Raw genomic sequence first — 17,297 nt, forward strand, 5'->3', positions numbered from 1 at the left:
ATTCGATATCGCCTCCGGCGTGTCGTGAGCGGTCGGAACGCTCCAGTCCTGCTCGAAGGTTTATGGTTCGCGACTTGACTCTCCGGAATTACACCGGTGTAATTGTCGTGACACGCCCCTGTGGCTGTCGGTACAACTGGGTGGGAGACGATATGAGCAATCCTGAATATCGTTCTGGGGTACCTGAGGATTGGTTCGTCGATCCGGTACGCCTCGGCGTTCCGAGCGTTCGGGGGAACGTCGACGAAGATCCGCTGGCCTGGCAGAGCGACGCACTGTGTGCACAGACCGATCCGGAAGCCTTCTTCCCCGAGAAGGGCGGCTCGACCCGCGACGCGAAGAAGATCTGCACCGGCTGCGAGGTCCGGTCGAGGTGCCTCGAGTACGCCCTCGCCAACGACGAACGGTTCGGCATCTGGGGCGGACTCTCCGAACGCGAGCGCCGCAAGCTCCGCAAGCGCGCCGTCTGACCACGCACGGACCACCGGCGCGATCGCGCGCCGAACGCGACGCGTGCCGCGGACCTCGGTTCGCGGCACGCCCGCGCTGAAAGCCGGCACTCGGTCCAGAGCGACCTAGGCTGGCGCCGATGTCCCCTCGAGTCACCGCCATCCTCGTCGTTCAGCGCGGCGGCGACCGCCTCCGCGACACCATCGCCGCGCTCGCCTCGCAGGAGCGGCGCCCCGACGACCTGATCGTGGTCCTCAACGACGCCCCCGGCGCAGTCGAAGACGAGGTGAGCGCCGCAGCGCCGGGGCACGTGGTGCGGCTCGGTGCCAGGGCCTCGTTCGGCGAGGCCGTCCGCGCCGCCGACCGGGTGCTGGAGGCGCCGGCCGGCGACGCGGACGCGCTCTGGCTGCTCGCGGAGGACTCGGCCCCCGAGCCGCGCGCGCTCGCCGAACTCATCGCCACGCTCGAGACCGAGCGCTCGGTCGCGGTCGCCGGGCCCAAGCTGCTGCGCTGGGACGCACCCGACCGGATCGCGCACCTCGGGCGTTCCGTGACCCGGTTCGGTCGTACCGTCGACCTCGTCGCCGATGAACTGGACCAGGGGCAGCACGACGACCTGAGCGACGTCCTCGGCGTCGACCCCGCCGGCGTGCTCGTCCGGCACACCGTCTGGCGGCACCTCGGCGGATTCGATCCCGGCCTCCCGGTCGCCGACGACGCGCTGGACTTCTCGATCCGGTCGCGGCTCGCCGGGCACCGGGTCAGCGCGGTGCCGACGGCTCGCGTCCGCGTCGCCGAGGAGGGCGTCTCCGGACAGCGCATCGGCCGGGCCCGCGCCGCGCGGCGAGCGCGGCGGATCGCGCGCTCGGCCCACCTGCACCGTCGCCTCGTCTACGCACCCGCGGTCGTGGTGCCGGTGCACTGGCTGAGCCTGCTGCCGCTCGCGCTCGGTCGCTCCATCGGCCTGCTCCTCCTGAAGGCGCCCGGCGCGATCGGCGGCGAGTTCGCGGCAGCGCTCGGGGCGATGTTCGCCTTCGGGCGCGTCGCCCGCGCGCGCGGACGGCTCCGGCGCGGAAAGCAGGTGGGCTGGGCGGCCATCGCACCGCTTCGGGTCTCCGCCGATGAGATGCGTCGCCGTCGCCGTGCCGCCGCAGAGGCCCGACGTGCGCGCGCCCGCGGGCGCACCGACGAGGTGCAGTTCATCGGCACGGGCGGAGGGTGGGTGCTGCTCGCGGCGTTCGCCGGGTCGCTCGTCGTCTTCGGTCGCCTGCTCGGTGCCACGGGGATCGGCGGCGGCGCCCTCGCCCCGCTGTCGGGTGGACTCGGGGAGCTCTGGACCAACGCCGCCTACGGCTGGAGGGACATGGGTGCCGGATTCGTCGGTGCCGCCGATCCGTTCGCAGGGCTCCTCGCGGTGCTCGGCTCGATCACCTTCTGGTCGCCGTCGTACGCGATGGTGCTGCTGTGGTTGCTTGCGATGCCGCTCGCGGCGCTCGGCGCCTGGTTCGCCGCCAGCCGGCTGACCGACCGCGCCGCCGTGCGCGCCTTCGCGGGGCTCGTCTGGATGCTGGCCCCGCCGTTCCTCGTCGCCCTCGGCGATGGACGACCCGGTGCGGTGCTCGCGCACGTGCTGCTCGGCTGGCTCGCGTTCGCCGCGCTGGGCGCGGCGACGAGCTGGGCGGCCGCCGCGTCGGCGAGCCTCCTGTTCGCCGCGACCGTCGCCGCGGCGCCCAGCCTCGCACCGGCGCTCCTGCTCGGCTGGATCGTCGCGATGGCGGTCAGCGGCCGTGCCATGGTGCGCTACCTCCTGCTCCCGGTGCCGGCGATCGCGCTGGCCGCGCCGCTCGTGTGGGAGCAGGTCCAGCGGGGCGCGTGGCTCGGCCTGGTCGCGGACCCGGGCGTGCCGTCGCCGTCCGCGGTGCCTGAGCCGGGCTGGCTCGCGATCGGATTCCCCGGCGGCTCCGACGGCGGCTGGGACGAGGTGGTCGCTTCGCTCGGCACCGGCTGGGATCCGCTCTGGCCGGCGCTCACCCTGCTCGCACCACTGGTGCTCGCGGCCGCGGCATCGGTCGCCGGTGGTCGCACGCGGATCCGCGGCGCACTCGTGGCCCTCGCGGCGGCCGCGGCAGGGTTCGCGACCGCCGTCGCCGCATCCCGCCTGTCGGTCGCGACGGTCGGGCCGGAGGCGGTCGAGGTCTGGACGGGGGCCGGCCAGAGCCTCGCGTTCGCCGGCCTCGTCTTCGGTGCGGTCATCGCGTTCGACGCCGTCCGTCGCGGTTCCGCCGGCCTTGCGGTGCTGGCAGGCGCCGCGGCCCTCGGCCTCGTCCTGCCGCTCGCGATCGACCTGGTCTCGGGGCGCGTCGACGTCGGCCCGGCAGGCACGCGCGAGCTGCCGGCGTTCGTCGTCGCCGAGGCATCCGACGACCCGCGGGTGACGACCATGCGGCTCGAACCGCTCGCCGACGGAAGCATCCACGCCTCGCTCGAGCACGGCGCCGGCACGACCCTCGACGACCAGTCGACGCTCGACGCCACCCGGCCGGAGCTCACCGCCGACGAGGAGGAGCTGGCGGAGCTCGCCGGCAACCTCGCGTCGCGAAGCGGATTCGATGCTGCGGCGGCGATCGAGCAGTTCGGCACGACGTTCGTGCTGCTCGGCGAGGCCGGCGAGGACCGCGCCGCCGAGGCGACCGTCGAACGGGCGCGCGCCGCCCTCGACGGCAACGCCGCGCTGGTCCCGGTCGGCGAGACCGCGTTCGGCGTGCTGTGGCGCTTCGCCGACGCACCGTCTCCGGCGCCCGCCGCGGCGATCCCGGATGATCCAGGGGGCGAGACCGGACTGCGCTGGACGGTCCTCCAACTCGTCGTGCTCGGCCTCGCGCTGCTCCTCTCCATCCCGACCGGCATCGGGCGGGAGACCGATCGACGTGCCCCCCGGGCGCCGCGATCGCGACGCCCGAAGCGGGTGCCCGCTGCGGCGCTGACCGGCACGGCCGCCGCGGCGGGCGTCGCGAGCCCGGACGACGCGGAGCCGGGGTCGGAGACCGCGGAGGCGCAGGAGACCGCGGACGCTGCGGAGGCCCCGGAGGTTCCGGATGCCCCGATCATCCCGGCGGGGGCGGGGACCGTCGAACCGGATGTGCCGGATGATCCGGGATCGGAGATCGCGGGCGTCGTCGTGAACGCGGATGCCTCGGCCGAAACGGAGCAGGTCGACGACGGGGAGCCGGCGGGGGGCGCGGAGCCGGCGGATGACGCGACGACGGATGCAGGTGGCGTGGACCCGGAGGACGAGGAACGTGGCTAGGGGAATGCTCGTGAAGGCCGGACTGCGGACGCTCGCGGGCGTCGCCGCGCTCGCCGCGGGCGGTGTGCTGGTCATGGTGGGGCTGCAGTCGAACTGGCCCGGATATCGCGCCGAGCCCCAGTCGGTGGAGGTTCGGCCCGAGCCGAGCGGGCAGGTGCGGGTCTGCCCGGGACCGCTCCTCGAACTCGCCGACGACGCGGCCGCGGCGACGACCGCCAGTTCCTTCGACAGCCCCGACCTCGTGACCCAGGTCCAGCCGGCGAGCGCGACGGTCCAGGAGATCGACCTCACGGCGCCCGACAACCCCGAGGCGGATTCGGACGGCACGCCCACGGCGCTCGTCGCCGAGCCGACCGAGGTCGACGCGGGGCTGCTGGCGGGCGTCCAATCGCAGGAGGCTTCGACGGAGACGATGGCCGGGCTCGCGGTGGCCGCGTGCCGCGACGCGCTGGCCGAGTCCTGGCTCGTGGGCGGATCGACGGCGCTCGGGAGGGTGACGCTCGTGCTGCTCGCGAATCCCACCGACGTCGCCGCGAGCGTCGATCTGCGGATATTCGGCACCGACGGCCCCGTCGATGCTCCGACGGCACGAGGCATCCAGGTGCCGCCGCAGGAGCAGCGGGTGATCTCGCTCGCGGGGTTGGCCCCGAACCTCGACTCGCCGGTCGTACAGGTGACGGCCACTGGAGGGCGGATCGCGGCGACGCTCCAGCAGGCGTCGATCGACGGTCTCGTGCCCGCGGGCGCGGACCTGGTCGGTGCGACCGCGGCTGCTTCGTCCGAGCAGGTGATCCCGGGCGTGGTCGTGGCGGAGGCAGGCGGGATCGCCGTCGACGAGGACCACCTGACCGGGGACGGCTTCCCCGTGGTGCGACTGTTCGCCCCCGGTGCGGAGGAGGCCGACGTCGAACTCGAACTCGTGCCGGCAGGCGGCGACGAGGGCGAGCTCATCGAGGTGGAACTGCTGCCGGGCCAGGTGACCGACGTGCCGCTCGGCGACGTCCCGGCCGGCACCTACACGGTGCGCATCGCCTCGGACCAACCGCTCGTCGCCGCCGCGCGCTCGAACATCGCTCCGATCCCCGCGACGGGTGACACGCAGTCGGTGGGCGAGCCCGGGGACGTCGCCTGGTTCGCTGCGGCGTCGCCGCTCGTGGGCGACGCGGCGGTGGCGATCGCCGACGCACCGGCGCCGCGGCTGCACCTGGTGAACCCGACCGACGAGACGCTGTCGGTCGTCGTCGCGGAGTCGTCGGGGGAACGCGAGGTCGAGATCCCGTCTCGAGCCGCGGTGGGCGTCGACGTCGACCCCGGCAGCGGGTTCACGCTGCGCGACGCCGATGGCCTGTACGCCTCGGTCAGCTACGAGGACGACCGCCTCATCGCGGCGACGGTGGTCGAGCCGGCGGCGCCCGCGGATGCGCCGATCCGGGTCTACCCGCACTGATGCCTGCGGGCGGTCGCGGGCATCCTGCGACGTCGGCCTCGGCGGCGGACGGGCCCGAACCTCAGAAGTGGCGGTATCGCCCCGGCGCCAGCTCCCAGGGATCCTTGCCGAGCAGGTCGGCGACCGCTCGGTAGACGCACGATTCGACGAGGAGCTTCTCGTCGCGGTCCTCGCCCTCCTGGAGCCGGAGGAACCGCACGATGGGCAACCGGAAGAACAGGATGCGCCGCTCGTCGTGGTAGACCTTCCACCGGTCGACGTGGTCGTCGTGGATCGCTTCCGCAGGGCCCTGCGCGACCTCGATGACGACGCCCTCGAGCTCGGGCCACAGGCTGCGCAGGTAGGACGCCGTCGTCGCGACGATCAGGTCGAACTCGTCGAGTCGTGAACGCAGCATCGGCAGGTGCGGCCCCGTGACCGCGGAACGCATGCCGCGTCCGTGACGATCGCGGGCGAGCCGGCGAGGCGACCTCGGAGCGGACGCGACACGGCGGGAACGGGGCATGCGATCCATCGTAATGTCCACCGCATCGCTAGTCTGAGTCCTGCCATGAGACGTTGTTCGCGCACCGCATGCACCGCCGAGGCGGTCGCGACCCTCACGTACGACTACGCCGACTCGCTCGCCGTGCTCGGCCCCTTGGCACCTCGTCGCGAACCTCACGGCTACGACCTCTGCGCCCGCCACGCCGAGCGCACCTCTGCACCGCGCGGATGGCAGGTCGTTCGCCACCTGCCGCTCGGTGAACTAGGTTCGAGGGCGTGAATTCCGCGCAGCCTGCACCGCCCAGCCCACTCGCCGCGGTCGTCAAGGCCTACGACGTCCGCGGCATCGTCGGGGAAGGGCTGACCGACGAGGTCGTCGCCGCCCTGGGCGCCGCGTTCGTCGACGAGGTGGGGGCGGCCGGCGCCCGGGTGGTGGTCGGCCACGACATGCGCGGCTCCTCGCCGGGCTTCGCGACGGCGTTCGCGCGTGGAGCCACGGCGCGGGGGGCCGACGTCGTCGCGATCGGGCTCTGCTCCACGGACGAGAGCTACTACGCGTCGGGTTCGCTCGATGCGCCGGCGGCGATGTTCACCGCCAGTCACAACCCTGCGGCCTACAACGGCATCAAGTTCTCCCGCGCGGGTGCGAAGGGGATCTCGCTCGACACCGGCCTCGCCGCGATCCGCGACCGCGCGGCCGTGTACCTCGAGCGCGGCATCGACGCGGTCGCCCAGCCCGGCAGTATCGCGACCGCCGATGTGCTCGTCGAGTACGCCGCGTACCTGCGGTCGCTCGTCGACCTCTCCGGCATCCGCCCGCTCAAGGTCGTGGTCGATGCGGGCAACGGCATGGGCGGCCTCACCGTCCCCGCGGTGCTCGGCGAAGCCGCGGGCCTGCCGGCGCTGCCGCTCGAGATCGTGCCGCTCTACTTCGAGCTCGACGGCACGTTCCCGAACCACGAGGCGAACCCGCTCGAGCCGGCCAACCTCGTCGACCTCCAGCGCGCCGTCGTCGAGCACGGCGCCGACCTCGGCCTCGCCTTCGACGGCGACGCCGACCGCTGCTTCGTGGTCGACGGGTCCGGCGACGCGGTGAGCCCCTCGGCGGTGGCGGCGGTCGTGGCGCTCCGCGAGGTCGCCCGGGTCCGGGCTGCCGGCGAGGAGGACGTGAACGTCATCCACAACCTGATCACCTCGCTCGCCGTTCCCGAGACGATCGTCGCGGCGGGCGCGAACCCGGTCCGCACCCGCGTCGGCCACTCCCTCATCAAGGACCGCATGGCCGAGACGGCTGCGGTGTTCGGCGGCGAGCACTCCGCGCACTACTACTTCCGCGATTTCTGGGGCGCCGACAACGGCATGCTCGCGGCGATGCACGTGCTCGCCGAGTTCGGTGCGCAGGATGCCCCGCTCGCGGAGCTCGCCGCGCGGTTCACGCCGTACGCGATGTCCGGTGAGATCAACTCGACCGTCGACGACGTCCCGTCCGCCTACACGCGCGTGGTCGAGGCCTTCACCGGACGGGGCGACTTCGACGAGCTCGACGGGCTCACGGTCACCGGGCTCACGGCCGAGGACGAGCCCTTCTGGTGGTTCAACGTGCGACCGAGCAACACGGAGCCGCTGCTCCGACTGAACGTCGAGGGCGAGGACGAGCAGACCATGCGCGCGATCCGCGACGAAGTGCTCGCCCTCATCCGCGGCTGACTCCGAACGGGTGCGGCGGCGTCGGCATCCGCCTGCGACAATGGAGCGCATGACGCTCTCCGACACCACCGTCCTGCCGTTCAAGGTCGCCGATCTCGCGCTCGCGGAGGCGGGCCGTCACCAGCTCCGCCTCGCCGAGAACGAGATGCCCGGCCTGATGGCGCTGCGCGAGGAGTTCGCCGGAGCGCAGCCCCTCGCCGGCGCGCGAATCGCGGGCAGCCTGCACATGACCGTGCAGACCGCGGTGCTCATCGAGACGCTCGTCGCGCTCGGCGCGCAGGTGCGCTGGGCGAGCTGCAACATCTTCTCCACGCAGGATGAAGCCGCTGCCGCGATCGTGGTGGGGCCGGATGGCACGGTCGACGAGCCAGCCGGGGTTCCGGTGTTCGCCTGGAAGGGCGAGTCGCTCGAGGAGTACTGGTGGTGCACCGACCGCATCTTCGACTGGTCGGCGGAAGCCGCCGAGGCCGGGGCCGACTGGAACGGGCCGAACATGATCCTCGACGACGGCGGTGACGCGACCCTGCTCGTGCACGAGGGTGCGCGGTTCGAGGCGGCCGGCGCGGTGCCGCCGGCATCCGACGGCGACAGCCACGAGTACCGGGTGGTGCTCGACACGCTGCGCCGCTCGTTGGCGGTGAGCCCCGACCGGTGGACCCGCATCGCGGCGGAGATCCGCGGCGTGACCGAGGAGACCACGACGGGCGTGCACCGCCTGTACGAACTGCACGCCGAGGGCGGGCTCGCCTTCCCTGCGATCAACGTCAACGACTCCGTGACGAAGTCGAAGTTCGACAACAAGTACGGCATCCGCCACTCGCTGCCGGACGGCCTCAACCGCGCGACCGACGTGCTGATGGGCGGCAAGGTCGCGTTCGTGTGCGGCTACGGCGACGTCGGCAAGGGCGCGGCCGAGGCGCTCCGCGGTCAGGGCGCGCGCGTCATCGTGTCCGAGGTCGACCCGATCTGCGCGCTGCAGGCAGCCATGGACGGATACCAGGTCTCGCGCCTCGAGTCCGTGCTCGGCGAGGTCGACATCCTCGTCACGGGCACCGGCAACAAGGACGTCGTCCGCCTCGACCACCTGCTCGGGCTCAAGCACCTCGCGATCGTCGCCAACGTCGGCCACTTCGACAACGAGATCGACATGGCCGCGCTCGAGTCGCTCGAGGGCGCCGAACGCGTCGAGATCAAGCCGCAGGTGCACGAATGGCGACTGCCGACCGGCCGCAGCGTGCTGGTGCTCAGCGAGGGTCGCCTCATGAACCTCGGCAACGCGACCGGCCACCCGTCGTTCGTCATGTCGAACTCGTTCACCAACCAGGTGCTCGCGCAGATCGAGCTCTGGACCCGGCCCGAGGAGTACCCGGTCGGCGTGTACGTGCTGCCGAAGCACCTCGACGAGAAGGTCGCGCGCCTGCACCTCGACGCGCTCGGCGTCGAGCTGACCGAGCTGACGCCCTCGCAGGCGGCGTACATCGGCGTACCGGTCGAAGGGCCGTACAAGGTCGACCACTACCGGTACTGAGCGAACGAGGGCCCGCGTCGCGAAGGCCTCGGGTCGGGCGCGCGCCCGGGTTCCGCGCCGCTCAACGGCGCGGGAACCCCACCGGCCGATCGTCGAGCACCGGTTCGAGTCGGGCCAGGCGCTCGGCCTCCCGGTTGAGCGCTGCCAGGTCGCGCTCGCGCCGGAGCGCGACCACCCCGGCGAGGAACAACTCGTCGGCGACCGCCGGAACCGGCTCGACGTACGGGGCGACCTCCGCGGCGAGCTCCGCGGCGATCCGGGCGCGGCTCGACGGCACGAGGTGGGGCGCGTTGCGGAAGAACGCGGCGACCCGGCGTTCGAGCGGGTCGGGCAGACGCCCGACGTCCGCGACGCGGGCCCACCCCAGCAGGGGCGCGGGCACGCCGAACGACTGCGCGACGACCTGCGGCGCGCGCTCCACCTGCCCATGCGTGCCGGCGAGGATGTCGCCCAGCCGCTTCGACGAGGGATCGAGGAACCCCACCAGTGCGGCGAGGCCGCCGAAGGTCATGTAGATCTCGAGGACGCCCGTCATCGCGCGCACGAACGCGTGCCGCACGCCGATCGCGCCGCCGTCGTCGCGCACGACCCGCAGCCCGAGGGCGAGCTTGCCGAGCGACCTCCCGCGGGTGGCGGTCTCCACGGCCGTCGGCACCACGACGAGCACGAACACGAGGCTCGAGATGCCGACCGCCCGCCATGCGGCCTCATCGGCGTCCAGCCCGGCGAGCGCCAGCACCACCGCGAGGAGGAGGACGACGCTCACCAGCACGTCGATGGCCGTGCCGCCCGCTCGGATCACCGCGCTCGCGGGCCGGACGTCGAGGGCGACCGCCTCGCCGGTGACGAGCGGATCGTCGGCGCCGCCGACCGCTGATCGTTCGAGAGGCGCGGGCTGCGACATGGCTAGTATTCAAGCAGATGGACCTCGACGCCCTCGCCACCGCCCGCCACGCCGAATGGCACCGCCTCGACGCGCTCGCGCGATCCTCCGGTCGATTGTCGGGGAGCGAGGCCGACGAGTTGATCGAGCGCTACCAGTCCGGGGCATCCGACCTCTCGATGATCCAGACGACCGCGGGCTCGACCGCGCTCGGCGATCGGCTGTCGATCTCGCTCGCACGCGCCCGCCTGCGGTTCACCGGGGCGCCGGAGAACCCGCTGTCGCAGTTCACCGGATTCGCCGCGCGATCGCTGCCCGCGGCGCTGTATCGCGTGCGGTGGCTCACGCTGGCGTGTGCCCTCGCGACCTTCGCGATCGCAGCGCTGGTCGCCTGGTGGCTCGCGGCGGATCCTCGCGCGCTCGCGAACCTCGGCACCGAGGCGGAGCTGCGCCAGATCGCCGAGGAGGGATTCGTCGCGTATTACTCCGAGCATCCGGCGGGCTCGTTCGCCGGGTCGGTGTGGACCAACAACGCCTGGATCGCCGCGCAGTGCATCGCGTTCGGGATCACGGGCGTGTGGGTGCCGTACGTGATCGTCCAGAACGCGATCAACCTCGGCTCCAACGCGGCGGTGATGTTCGTGTACGGCGAGGCCGACGACTTCTTCCTGTACATCGCCCCGCACGGCCTGCTCGAACTCACGTGCATCTTCGTCGCGGCCGGTGCGGGCCTGCGGATCTTCTGGGCCTGGGTCGCGCCGGGCGCGCGCACCCGCATGGAGGCGATCGGGCAGGAGGCGCGGGCCCTCTTCGGCGTCGCGATCGGCCTCGTGTTCTTCCTGCTGGTCGCCGGCCTCATCGAGGGGTTCGTGACGCCCGCTCCCTGGCCGTGGGTCGTCAAGATCGGCATCGGCGTGCTCGCGCTCGCCGGTCTCCTCGTCGTCATGCTCGTGGTCGGCCGTCGAGCCGCACTCGGCGGCGCGACGGGCGACCTCGACGAGGAGCGGGCGGGCGCCCGCCGCATCACGGCCGGCTGAATCCGCCCGCCCGTCGATCCGTTCGTTCAGGTCCGCGCCGGGTCGGTCAGGGGCCGGTCGAAGACGAACCGGTGGGCGAGACCGGCGAGCACGGCGCCCAGGATCGGCGCGGCGATCGAGAGCCAGACCTGGCCGATCGCCTCGGGTCCGCCGTAGATCGCGGTCGCGATCGACCGGGCGGGGTTGAAGGAGGCGTTCGAGACGGGGATGGCGACGAGCGCGAGGGCCGTGAGGCTCGAGCCGATCGCCAGCGGAGCGAGCCGCTGGGGCCCCCTCGGTCCGGTGACGCCGAGGATGACGGCGACGAGCACCGCCGTGGCGATCGTCTCCGTGAGCATGGCCGCCCCGAGGTCGAAGCCGCCGGGCGACAGCGGGCCCCAGCCGGTCGAAACGCCCTGGAGTGCCGCCGGGTCGTACCCCGGACCGCCGGCCAGCACGCCCACGAGCGCGGTCGTCGCCAGCATCGCCCCGACGAGCTGGGCGAGCAGGTATCCGGTGACATCGCGCCATCCGGTGCGTCCGGCGGCCGCGAGGCCGATGGTGACGGCCGGGTTGAAGTGACCTCCGGAAATGCCTCCGAACGCGGAGGCGGCGGCGACGACGCTCAGGCCGAGCGCGATCGAGACGCCGAGGAAGCCGACGCCCAGGCCGCCCTCGCCGCCGCCGAAGGCCGCGGCGAACAGGGCGGTGCCGATCACGCCGAAGACGAGGATGAAGGTGCCGATCGCCTCAGCGGCGAGCCGCTGGGCGGTGGAGGGAGTCGCGTCAGCACCGGATGCGGGGGTGGCGGTGGTGCTCGTGGTCGTGGTGGGTACGGACAAGGGTCGAACGCTCCGTTCGAGAATGCGCAGCGTCGACCACCGTATCGGGCGCGGGTCCGGCCATCGGACTCGAAGACGTTCCGTGTCGTCGAGGGTCGCCGTGCCGCGCGTCGCAGTGCCGCGCGGCCACGTCAGAGCCGGCCGGCGGCCTTCAGCTCCAGGTAGCGGTCGGCGAGCGCTGGGGGCAGGTCCGCGGGCGAGGCGGTCACGACGTCGCCGCCGAGACGGCGGATCGCCTCGGCGACGCGCGTCGTGTCGAGCAGCGCGCGTTCGGCCGCCGCCGCGCGGTACACGGCGTCGAGGTCCTCGCGATCGCGGGCGCGGTCGAGGACCTCGGGGTCGGCGACGGATGCCACGAGCACGAGGTGCTGCCGGGTCAACTGCGGCAGCATCGTCAGCAGCCCGCGGGCGGTGCCCGGCGAGTCCACGCCCGTGAGCAGCACCACGAGCGACCGCCGGCTCGTCAGGCGCCGGACCTGGGCGGGGACCGATGCCCAGTCGGCCTCGATGAGCTCGGCGTCGATGGTCGACATCGTGTCGACCATGCGCGCGAGCAGGTCGCCCGCGCTCGCGCCGTGGACCCGGCCGCGCACCCGCCGGTCCCAGGCGAGGAAGTCGACGCGGTCGCCCGCGTGCGCCGCGAGGGCCGAGAGCAGCAGCGACGCCTCGAACGCCGTGTCGAGCCTGGGTTCGTCGGCGATGCGCGCGGCCGCGGTGCGCGACGTGTCGACGACGATCACGATCCGCCGGTCGCGCTCGGGCCGCCATGTGCGCACCATGAGCTTCGACGATCCGGGCGCCTCGGGATCGGGTCGCCGGGCGGTCGCGCGCCAGTCGATCGAGCGCACGTCGTCGCCGCGCACGTACTCGCGGATCGTGTCGAACTCGGTGCCCTGCCCGCGGAGGAGGATCGGGGTGCGGCCGTCGAGCTCCCGCAGCCTGGTCAGGCGCGACGGAAGGTGCACGCGCGACGCGAACGGCGGCAGGACGCACAGCCGACCGGGCGCCGCGAGGGTCGCCTGCCGCGCCCACAGCCCGAGCGGCCCGAACGACCGGATCGTCACGTCGTCGACGCGGCGGTCGCCGCGTCGCCACGGCGTCAGGCGGAGGGTCATCCGGCGTCGTTCCCCGGCGGGGATCGTCAGGACCGTGCGTCCCGTGCCCGCCAGGCCGGCGGACGGCTGCCAGGCGTCGCGGACGACCGCGCGCAACGTGCGCGACCCCAGGTTGTGGACGATCAGCGAGGCGTCGACCGTCTCACCGAGTCGCACCCGGTCGGGCAGGTCGCGCGCGAGGGCGACCAGCCGGGGGGAGGCCGCGAGCGAGACATCGAGCGCGCCGAGACCGAGTGCGACGAGCACCCAGGCGAGCAGCGTCGCCCACGCCGCCCACGCGCTCGCCATCCCGGCCGCGACGACGGGGATCACGCCCGCCGCGACGAGCCACGCGAATCTGCCCGACCACGCCATGTCAGAGCGGCACCTGCACCTGCTGGACGATGCTGCGCAGCACCTGGTCGACCGAGACGCCCTCGAGCTCCGCCTCGGGCCGCAGTTGCACCCGGTGCCGCCAGACGGGCAGCAGCATGGCCTGCACGTGGTCGGGGGTCAGCGAGGCGTATCCGGTGAGCCAGCCCCACGCCTTCGCCGCCGCGAGGAGGCCGGCGACGCCTCGGGGACTCACGCCGAGCCGCAGCGACGGGCTCACCCGGGTCGCGCGGGCGAGGTCGACGAGGTACGCGAGCACGTCGTCGGAGACGCCCACGCGGGCGGCTGCGGCGCGCGCGAGCGCGAGTTCGTCCGCGCCGAGCGCGGGCTCGACTCCGGCCGCGGCCAGGTCGTGCGGATCGAATCCGTCGGCGTGCCGACGGAGCAGGGCGACCTCCGCCGCGCGCTCCGGGACGTCGAGGACGAGCTTCAGCAGGAACCGGTCGAGCTGCGCCTCCGGGAGCGAGTAGGTGCCTTCGTACTCGATCGGGTTCTGCGTCGCCGCGACGAGGAACGGCACGGGGAGCGGCCGGGTGACGCCGTCGGCCGACACCTGTCGTTCCTCCATCGCCTCGAGCAGTGCGGACTGCGTCTTCGGCGGCGTCCGGTTGATCTCGTCGGCGAGCAGGATGTTCGTGAACACCGGGCCCTCGCGGAACTCGAACTCGCCGGTGCGCGGGTCGTACGCCAGCGACCCGGTGACATCGCCGGGCATCAGGTCGGGAGTGAACTGCACGCGTCGGGTCTCCAGCCGGAGGGTGCGGCTGAGCGTGCGCACGAGCAGCGTCTTCGCGACGCCCGGGACGCCTTCGAGCAGGACATGGCCGTTCGCGAGGAGGGCGATGATGAGGCCGGTCACCGCGCCGTCCTGGCCGACGACGGCCTTGCCGACCTCGGTGCGGACGCGGTCGAGCGCGCCCCTCAGCTCGTCGTCGTTCGGATGCTGGTCGGTCATGGACGCCTTCCTGTCTGGTCGGGGCGGGGAACGGCGGGCCCTGGCGCGTCGCGCCGTCCGGCCGCCGGGTCGTGGTCCGGCCGGATCGCGGCCCGCACGTCGTGCTCGAGCGCGTCGAGCTCGCGCGCGAGCTCGGTGAAGCGCGCGTCCCCGGCGGGGTGCTCGTCGGCGAGGAGCGAGCGGATCCGCGCCGGGTCGGCGTGCACCGCGGATGCCGCGGCGAACGCGACGTCGTCGACGCTCGCCGCGGCGGGCAGTCGCAGCGTCTTCGCGAGCCGGCGGATGGCGGCGATGCGCAACTGGTCGAGGGCGTGACCGCGCGAGGCGGATGCCGCGTACAGGCGTGCCCGCCCCGCCGCGGTCTCGCCGGCGGGCACGTGCACCGGCAGATCCTCCACGACGAGCCTGCCGAATCGCCGACCGGCGACGACGCCGGCGACCACGGTCAGGATGACGGCGAGCACGAGCACCGGGCTGACCCATCCGGGGATGAGCTCGCCGAGGGTGGGTGCGCCGCCGCCGGCGGCATCGGTCGGGCCGGGCAGGTACCAGACCAGTCGCGGCGAGGCGCCCGTCGCGCCCAGGGCGAGCGCCGCATTGCCGGCCTCGTCGATGGCGGCGTTCTCGAACACCGTGGTGGCGCCGACGAGCACGAGTTCTCCGCCCTCGGGGCCGGGGCCGGTCACGAGGGCGAATCCGTCGTCGCCGTCGGGGAAGCAGCCCTCCCGACCGTCGTCGACCGCGTCATCGTCGACAGCCAGCAGCCGCTGCCCGTCCGACAGCGCCTCGGCGCGCTCGGCCGGTCCGAAGTCGCACGACGCGGCGTCGAGCCGGCCCCCGGGTACTCCGGCATGCCGGACGCCCGGGGCCAGGGTCTCGAGCGTCGTGAAATCGGGCGCTGCGACGACGAGTCGTTCCGCGGAGCCGGCGAGCCGCTCCAGGTCGTCCGAGCCGAGGAGTCCGTCGGCGTCGTGGAGGAACACCGTCGCGTCGGATCCGGCCTCCGACACCGCCTGGTCGATCGTGCGGGCCTCGACGACTTCGACTCCCTGCCCGCGCAGCACCTGCACGAGCGCCTTCGAGCCGGCGGGGGAGGCATCCGATGCGCCGAGGGGGATCGCGCCCGCGGAACCGAACCCGCGGATCGCGATGGTCAGTGCGCCGCCGAGCAGGAGCACGACGCCGAGCACCAGCCAGGTGCGCTGCCGCCGCAGCCGCTCGCGCAGCGTGGGCGTACGCGCCGCAGCCGGAGCCGATGCGACGGGAGCGGCCGAGGGGTTCGCGCCGGCCGGCGCCGTCATCTGACGGCCCCGGCGGTCGTCGCGGGCCCCGGCATCGTCGCGTGCATCGGCGTCGCCGTCTCGAGCGCGCGATCCAGGTCGGCGAGTGAGGTCGCCTCGCCGGCCGTGCCCGGCCGGCCCAGGTATCGCACGCCGTCGAAGGCGACGGCGGCGTCCTCGAGCCGCTCGGCGAATGCCGGGAATCCGACGCCGCCGGCTCGGGCGAACGCATGGGCGGTCATGCCCGGTGCCGGATGCACCACCTCGCGGTCCGCGAGGGCGCGGACGACTGCGCGGAACCGCTCCTCGATCGCCAGGTCCAGCAGCCCCGCGGCCTCGGCGGCGTCGGCGGCCCGCCGGAGGGTCGCGAGGTCGCGCGTGTCGCCGTCGTCGAAGAGCGGCGCAGGGCCGCCGCGGTCGCGACGGCGGAGCCGCGGCACGCCGAAGACGAGGAGTCCGACGACGAGGAGGGCGACGACGAGCGCGACGACGATCGCACCGAGCGCAGCGGGAGGCAGCCCGGCGCTGCCGCCGATCAGACCCGCGATCCAGTCACCGACGGCCTGGGCCATCCGGTCGAACCACGTCGGCTCGGCCTCGCGGTACTCGGGCCTGGAGAGCTCGTCGAGCACCCAGCGCCGCGCGTCGTCGCGGTCTGGCTCGACGGGGATGTCGCCGGGGCGCACGCGGCTACCGGGTCGGCGCCGACGGCGTCGTGGGCGGGCCCGCGGGCGGGTACGGCTCGGCCTGGTACGGCTGGGCCGGGTACGGCTGGGCCTGGTGCGGCTGCGCAGCGTACGGCTGCGGCGGATACGACTGCGCGGGGTACGGCTGCGGGTACGGTGCGGCCGGATACCGCGGGCGCTCCGGAGCGGGCTCCGCATACGGGTCGGGAACCTCGTGCCCGGCGTCGCGGAGCTCGACGTAGCGCTGGAGGTCCAGGTCGAGGCCCTCCTTCCGCATCCGCTGATCGATGGCGATGACGGCGACGAGACCCGCCTGCACGACCATCGTGATCGCACCGACCACGATGGTCAGGAGCCCCGTGATCGCATACACCACGATCAGCGTGGTCGTCATGGCACCCGAGGTGCCCGTCGGATCGAGGAGTCCCGCGAGGATGCCGCCGACGAGCGCGAGCGGCTGGGTGATCGCCTGCCCGGCGAAGTTGAGGATGACCGAGACCAGCAGGATCGTGCCGAAGATCCGCCAGAAGCCCCCGTCGGTCAACTGCCAGGAGCGTCGCACGGCCGCCCGGATCCCGAGCCGCTCGAGCACGATGACGCTCGGCACGAGCGCGAGCTTCGTGCCGAGCCACGCCCAGAGCACGGCGACGCCGAGCGCGACCACCAGGAGGATCGCGACGGCGCTCACCGCGCCGACCGGCCCGCCCAGGGCGGCGGCGGCGATCACGATCGCTGCAGCGGCGGCGAACAGCACGACGTATGCGCCCGTGAGCAGCGCCGTCCAGCCCGCCAGGGGGCCGAACCGCTTCGCAGCACGGCGCCAGAGCTCGCCGAACCGCAGCTTCTCGCCCAGCGTGCCGGTCGCCACCTCGATCACCATCACGCCCTGCAGGAACGCGCCCAGCACCACCGAGACGGCGACGGGGACGAGCATCGCGAGCAGCATGCCCGCGATCGAGCCCGCGAGGATCGCGTCCTGGTCCTCGATCGACGCCTGCGTCGTCCGGCTGGACGCGAACAGCACGAACGGGACGACGACCGCGGCGGTGAGCACGAGCACGACGAGCTGGACGATCAGCCCGCTGCCGAACGTCGGTGCCGGGTTGCGCCGCAGCGTGCGGAACGGCGCCCAGAGCAGCGTGCCGAAGGAGAGCGGCCGGAGCGGGATCAGCCCGGGCTTGGGCGGCGGCGTCCAGCCGTGGTGCGGCACGGGCGGCCTCGGG

Annotated in this window: 15 protein-coding genes; 7 read left to right on the forward strand and 8 right to left on the reverse strand. The window is 73.5% G+C overall.

The genetic code is table 11. The annotated features are described in order from the left end of the window. Positions 1 to 152 precede the first annotated feature (152 nt). The 3 genes from ELQ40_RS06330 to ELQ40_RS06340 all read left to right on the forward strand — a co-directional run bounded on the left by ELQ40_RS06330 (position 153) and on the right by ELQ40_RS06340 (position 5,204). Positions 153 to 470 carry a WhiB family transcriptional regulator gene (locus ELQ40_RS06330; RefSeq protein ID WP_127792925.1) on the forward strand — a complete coding sequence of 106 codons (318 nt, stop codon included), beginning with the start codon at positions 153 to 155 and terminating at the stop codon, positions 468 to 470. Between the two features lie 119 nt (positions 471 to 589). Further along, entirely contained in the window at positions 590 to 3,757 is a 3,168-nt protein-coding gene (locus tag ELQ40_RS06335; protein WP_127792926.1) for a glycosyltransferase, read from the forward strand. Then, positions 3,750 to 5,204: a DUF5719 family protein gene (locus ELQ40_RS06340; protein WP_127792927.1), complete on the forward strand. Its 1,455-nt coding sequence runs from the start codon at positions 3,750 to 3,752 to the stop codon at positions 5,202 to 5,204. Before ELQ40_RS06335 ends, ELQ40_RS06340 begins: the two co-directional genes overlap by 8 nt. A 61-nt stretch (positions 5,205 to 5,265) precedes the next feature. Here ELQ40_RS06340 and ELQ40_RS06345 read toward each other — a convergent pair whose 3' ends face one another. Continuing rightward, on the reverse strand, positions 5,266 to 5,634 hold the full coding sequence (locus ELQ40_RS06345) for a hypothetical protein (protein WP_240665972.1): 369 nt from the start codon (positions 5,632 to 5,634) through the stop codon (positions 5,266 to 5,268). 120 nt (positions 5,635 to 5,754) lie between these two features. Here ELQ40_RS06345 and ELQ40_RS06350 point away from each other — a divergent pair, with 120 nt between their 5' ends. Genes ELQ40_RS06350 through ahcY form a run of 3 tightly spaced genes read left to right on the forward strand, consistent with a single transcriptional unit; the run spans position 5,755 to position 8,925 of the window. Next, positions 5,755 to 5,970, forward strand: a complete 216-nt coding sequence (locus ELQ40_RS06350; RefSeq protein ID WP_127792929.1) for a DUF3499 family protein — start codon at positions 5,755 to 5,757, stop codon at positions 5,968 to 5,970. Continuing rightward, positions 5,967 to 7,397 carry a phosphomannomutase/phosphoglucomutase gene (locus ELQ40_RS06355; RefSeq protein ID WP_127792930.1) on the forward strand — a complete coding sequence of 477 codons (1,431 nt, stop codon included), beginning with the start codon at positions 5,967 to 5,969 and terminating at the stop codon, positions 7,395 to 7,397. The genes ELQ40_RS06350 and ELQ40_RS06355 overlap by 4 nt, the downstream gene beginning before the upstream one ends. Positions 7,398 to 7,446: 49 nt before the next feature. Continuing rightward, positions 7,447 to 8,925, forward strand: coding sequence for an adenosylhomocysteinase (ahcY, locus tag ELQ40_RS06360; protein WP_127792931.1), 1,479 nt, complete (start codon positions 7,447 to 7,449; stop codon positions 8,923 to 8,925). Positions 8,926 to 8,986: 61 nt separating this feature from the next. Here the strand turns inward: ahcY and ELQ40_RS06365 are convergent, their stop codons facing one another. After that, complete coding sequence (locus tag ELQ40_RS06365) at positions 8,987 to 9,829, reverse strand: RDD family protein (protein ID WP_127792932.1); 843 nt, start codon at positions 9,827 to 9,829, stop codon at positions 8,987 to 8,989. A 17-nt stretch (positions 9,830 to 9,846) separates the two neighbouring features. On the opposite strand from ELQ40_RS06365, the gene ELQ40_RS06370 reads away from it, so the two are divergent. Then, complete coding sequence (locus tag ELQ40_RS06370; RefSeq protein ID WP_127792933.1) at positions 9,847 to 10,845, forward strand: stage II sporulation protein M; 999 nt, start codon at positions 9,847 to 9,849, stop codon at positions 10,843 to 10,845. Between the two features lie 26 nt (positions 10,846 to 10,871). Here ELQ40_RS06370 and ELQ40_RS06375 read toward each other — a convergent pair whose 3' ends face one another. The 6 genes from ELQ40_RS06375 to ELQ40_RS06400 form a co-directional block, all read right to left on the reverse strand. Further along, a complete protein-coding gene (locus ELQ40_RS06375; protein WP_127792934.1) occupies positions 10,872 to 11,666 on the reverse strand; it encodes an aquaporin in 795 nt (264 codons plus the stop codon). Between the two features lie 131 nt (positions 11,667 to 11,797). Further along, on the reverse strand, positions 11,798 to 13,135 hold the full coding sequence (locus ELQ40_RS06380; protein WP_127792935.1) for a DUF58 domain-containing protein: 1,338 nt from the start codon (positions 13,133 to 13,135) through the stop codon (positions 11,798 to 11,800). Position 13,136: 1 nt separating this feature from the next. After that, positions 13,137 to 14,108 carry a MoxR family ATPase gene (locus ELQ40_RS06385; RefSeq protein WP_127792936.1) on the reverse strand — a complete coding sequence of 324 codons (972 nt, stop codon included), beginning with the start codon at positions 14,106 to 14,108 and terminating at the stop codon, positions 13,137 to 13,139. After that, positions 14,105 to 15,409 carry a DUF4350 domain-containing protein gene (locus ELQ40_RS06390; RefSeq protein WP_127792937.1) on the reverse strand — a complete coding sequence of 435 codons (1,305 nt, stop codon included), beginning with the start codon at positions 15,407 to 15,409 and terminating at the stop codon, positions 14,105 to 14,107. The genes ELQ40_RS06385 and ELQ40_RS06390 overlap by 4 nt, the downstream gene beginning before the upstream one ends. After that, positions 15,406 to 16,074, reverse strand: a complete 669-nt coding sequence (locus ELQ40_RS06395) for a DUF4129 domain-containing protein (protein WP_127792938.1) — start codon at positions 16,072 to 16,074, stop codon at positions 15,406 to 15,408. The genes ELQ40_RS06390 and ELQ40_RS06395 overlap by 4 nt, the downstream gene beginning before the upstream one ends. A 4-nt stretch (positions 16,075 to 16,078) precedes the next feature. Beyond that, positions 16,079 to 17,284, reverse strand: a complete 1,206-nt coding sequence (locus ELQ40_RS06400) for a glycerophosphoryl diester phosphodiesterase membrane domain-containing protein (protein WP_164863497.1) — start codon at positions 17,282 to 17,284, stop codon at positions 16,079 to 16,081. Positions 17,285 to 17,297: the final 13 nt, after the last annotated feature.

Source organism: Agromyces sp. LHK192 (assembly GCF_004006235.1).
Taxonomy (GTDB): domain Bacteria; phylum Actinomycetota; class Actinomycetes; order Actinomycetales; family Microbacteriaceae; genus Agromyces.

What these genes read in the sequence shown, in the direction of transcription:
- ELQ40_RS06330 (WP_127792925.1), top strand. Translation starts at nt 153, where the DNA reads ATGAGCAATCCTGAATATCGTTCTGGGGTACCTGAGGATTGGTTCGTC.
- ELQ40_RS06335 (WP_127792926.1), top strand. Translation starts at nt 590, where the DNA reads ATGTCCCCTCGAGTCACCGCCATCCTCGTCGTTCAGCGCGGCGGCGAC.
- ELQ40_RS06345 (WP_240665972.1), bottom strand. Translation starts at nt 5,634, where the DNA reads ATGCGTTCCGCGGTCACGGGGCCGCACCTGCCGATGCTGCGTTCACGA.
- ELQ40_RS06350 (WP_127792929.1), top strand. Translation starts at nt 5,755, where the DNA reads ATGAGACGTTGTTCGCGCACCGCATGCACCGCCGAGGCGGTCGCGACC.
- ahcY (WP_127792931.1), top strand. Translation starts at nt 7,447, where the DNA reads ATGACGCTCTCCGACACCACCGTCCTGCCGTTCAAGGTCGCCGATCTC.
- ELQ40_RS06365 (WP_127792932.1), bottom strand. Translation starts at nt 9,829, where the DNA reads ATGTCGCAGCCCGCGCCTCTCGAACGATCAGCGGTCGGCGGCGCCGAC.
- ELQ40_RS06370 (WP_127792933.1), top strand. Translation starts at nt 9,847, where the DNA reads ATGGACCTCGACGCCCTCGCCACCGCCCGCCACGCCGAATGGCACCGC.
- ELQ40_RS06380 (WP_127792935.1), bottom strand. Translation starts at nt 13,135, where the DNA reads ATGGCGTGGTCGGGCAGATTCGCGTGGCTCGTCGCGGCGGGCGTGATC.
- ELQ40_RS06385 (WP_127792936.1), bottom strand. Translation starts at nt 14,108, where the DNA reads ATGACCGACCAGCATCCGAACGACGACGAGCTGAGGGGCGCGCTCGAC.
- ELQ40_RS06390 (WP_127792937.1), bottom strand. Translation starts at nt 15,409, where the DNA reads ATGACGGCGCCGGCCGGCGCGAACCCCTCGGCCGCTCCCGTCGCATCG.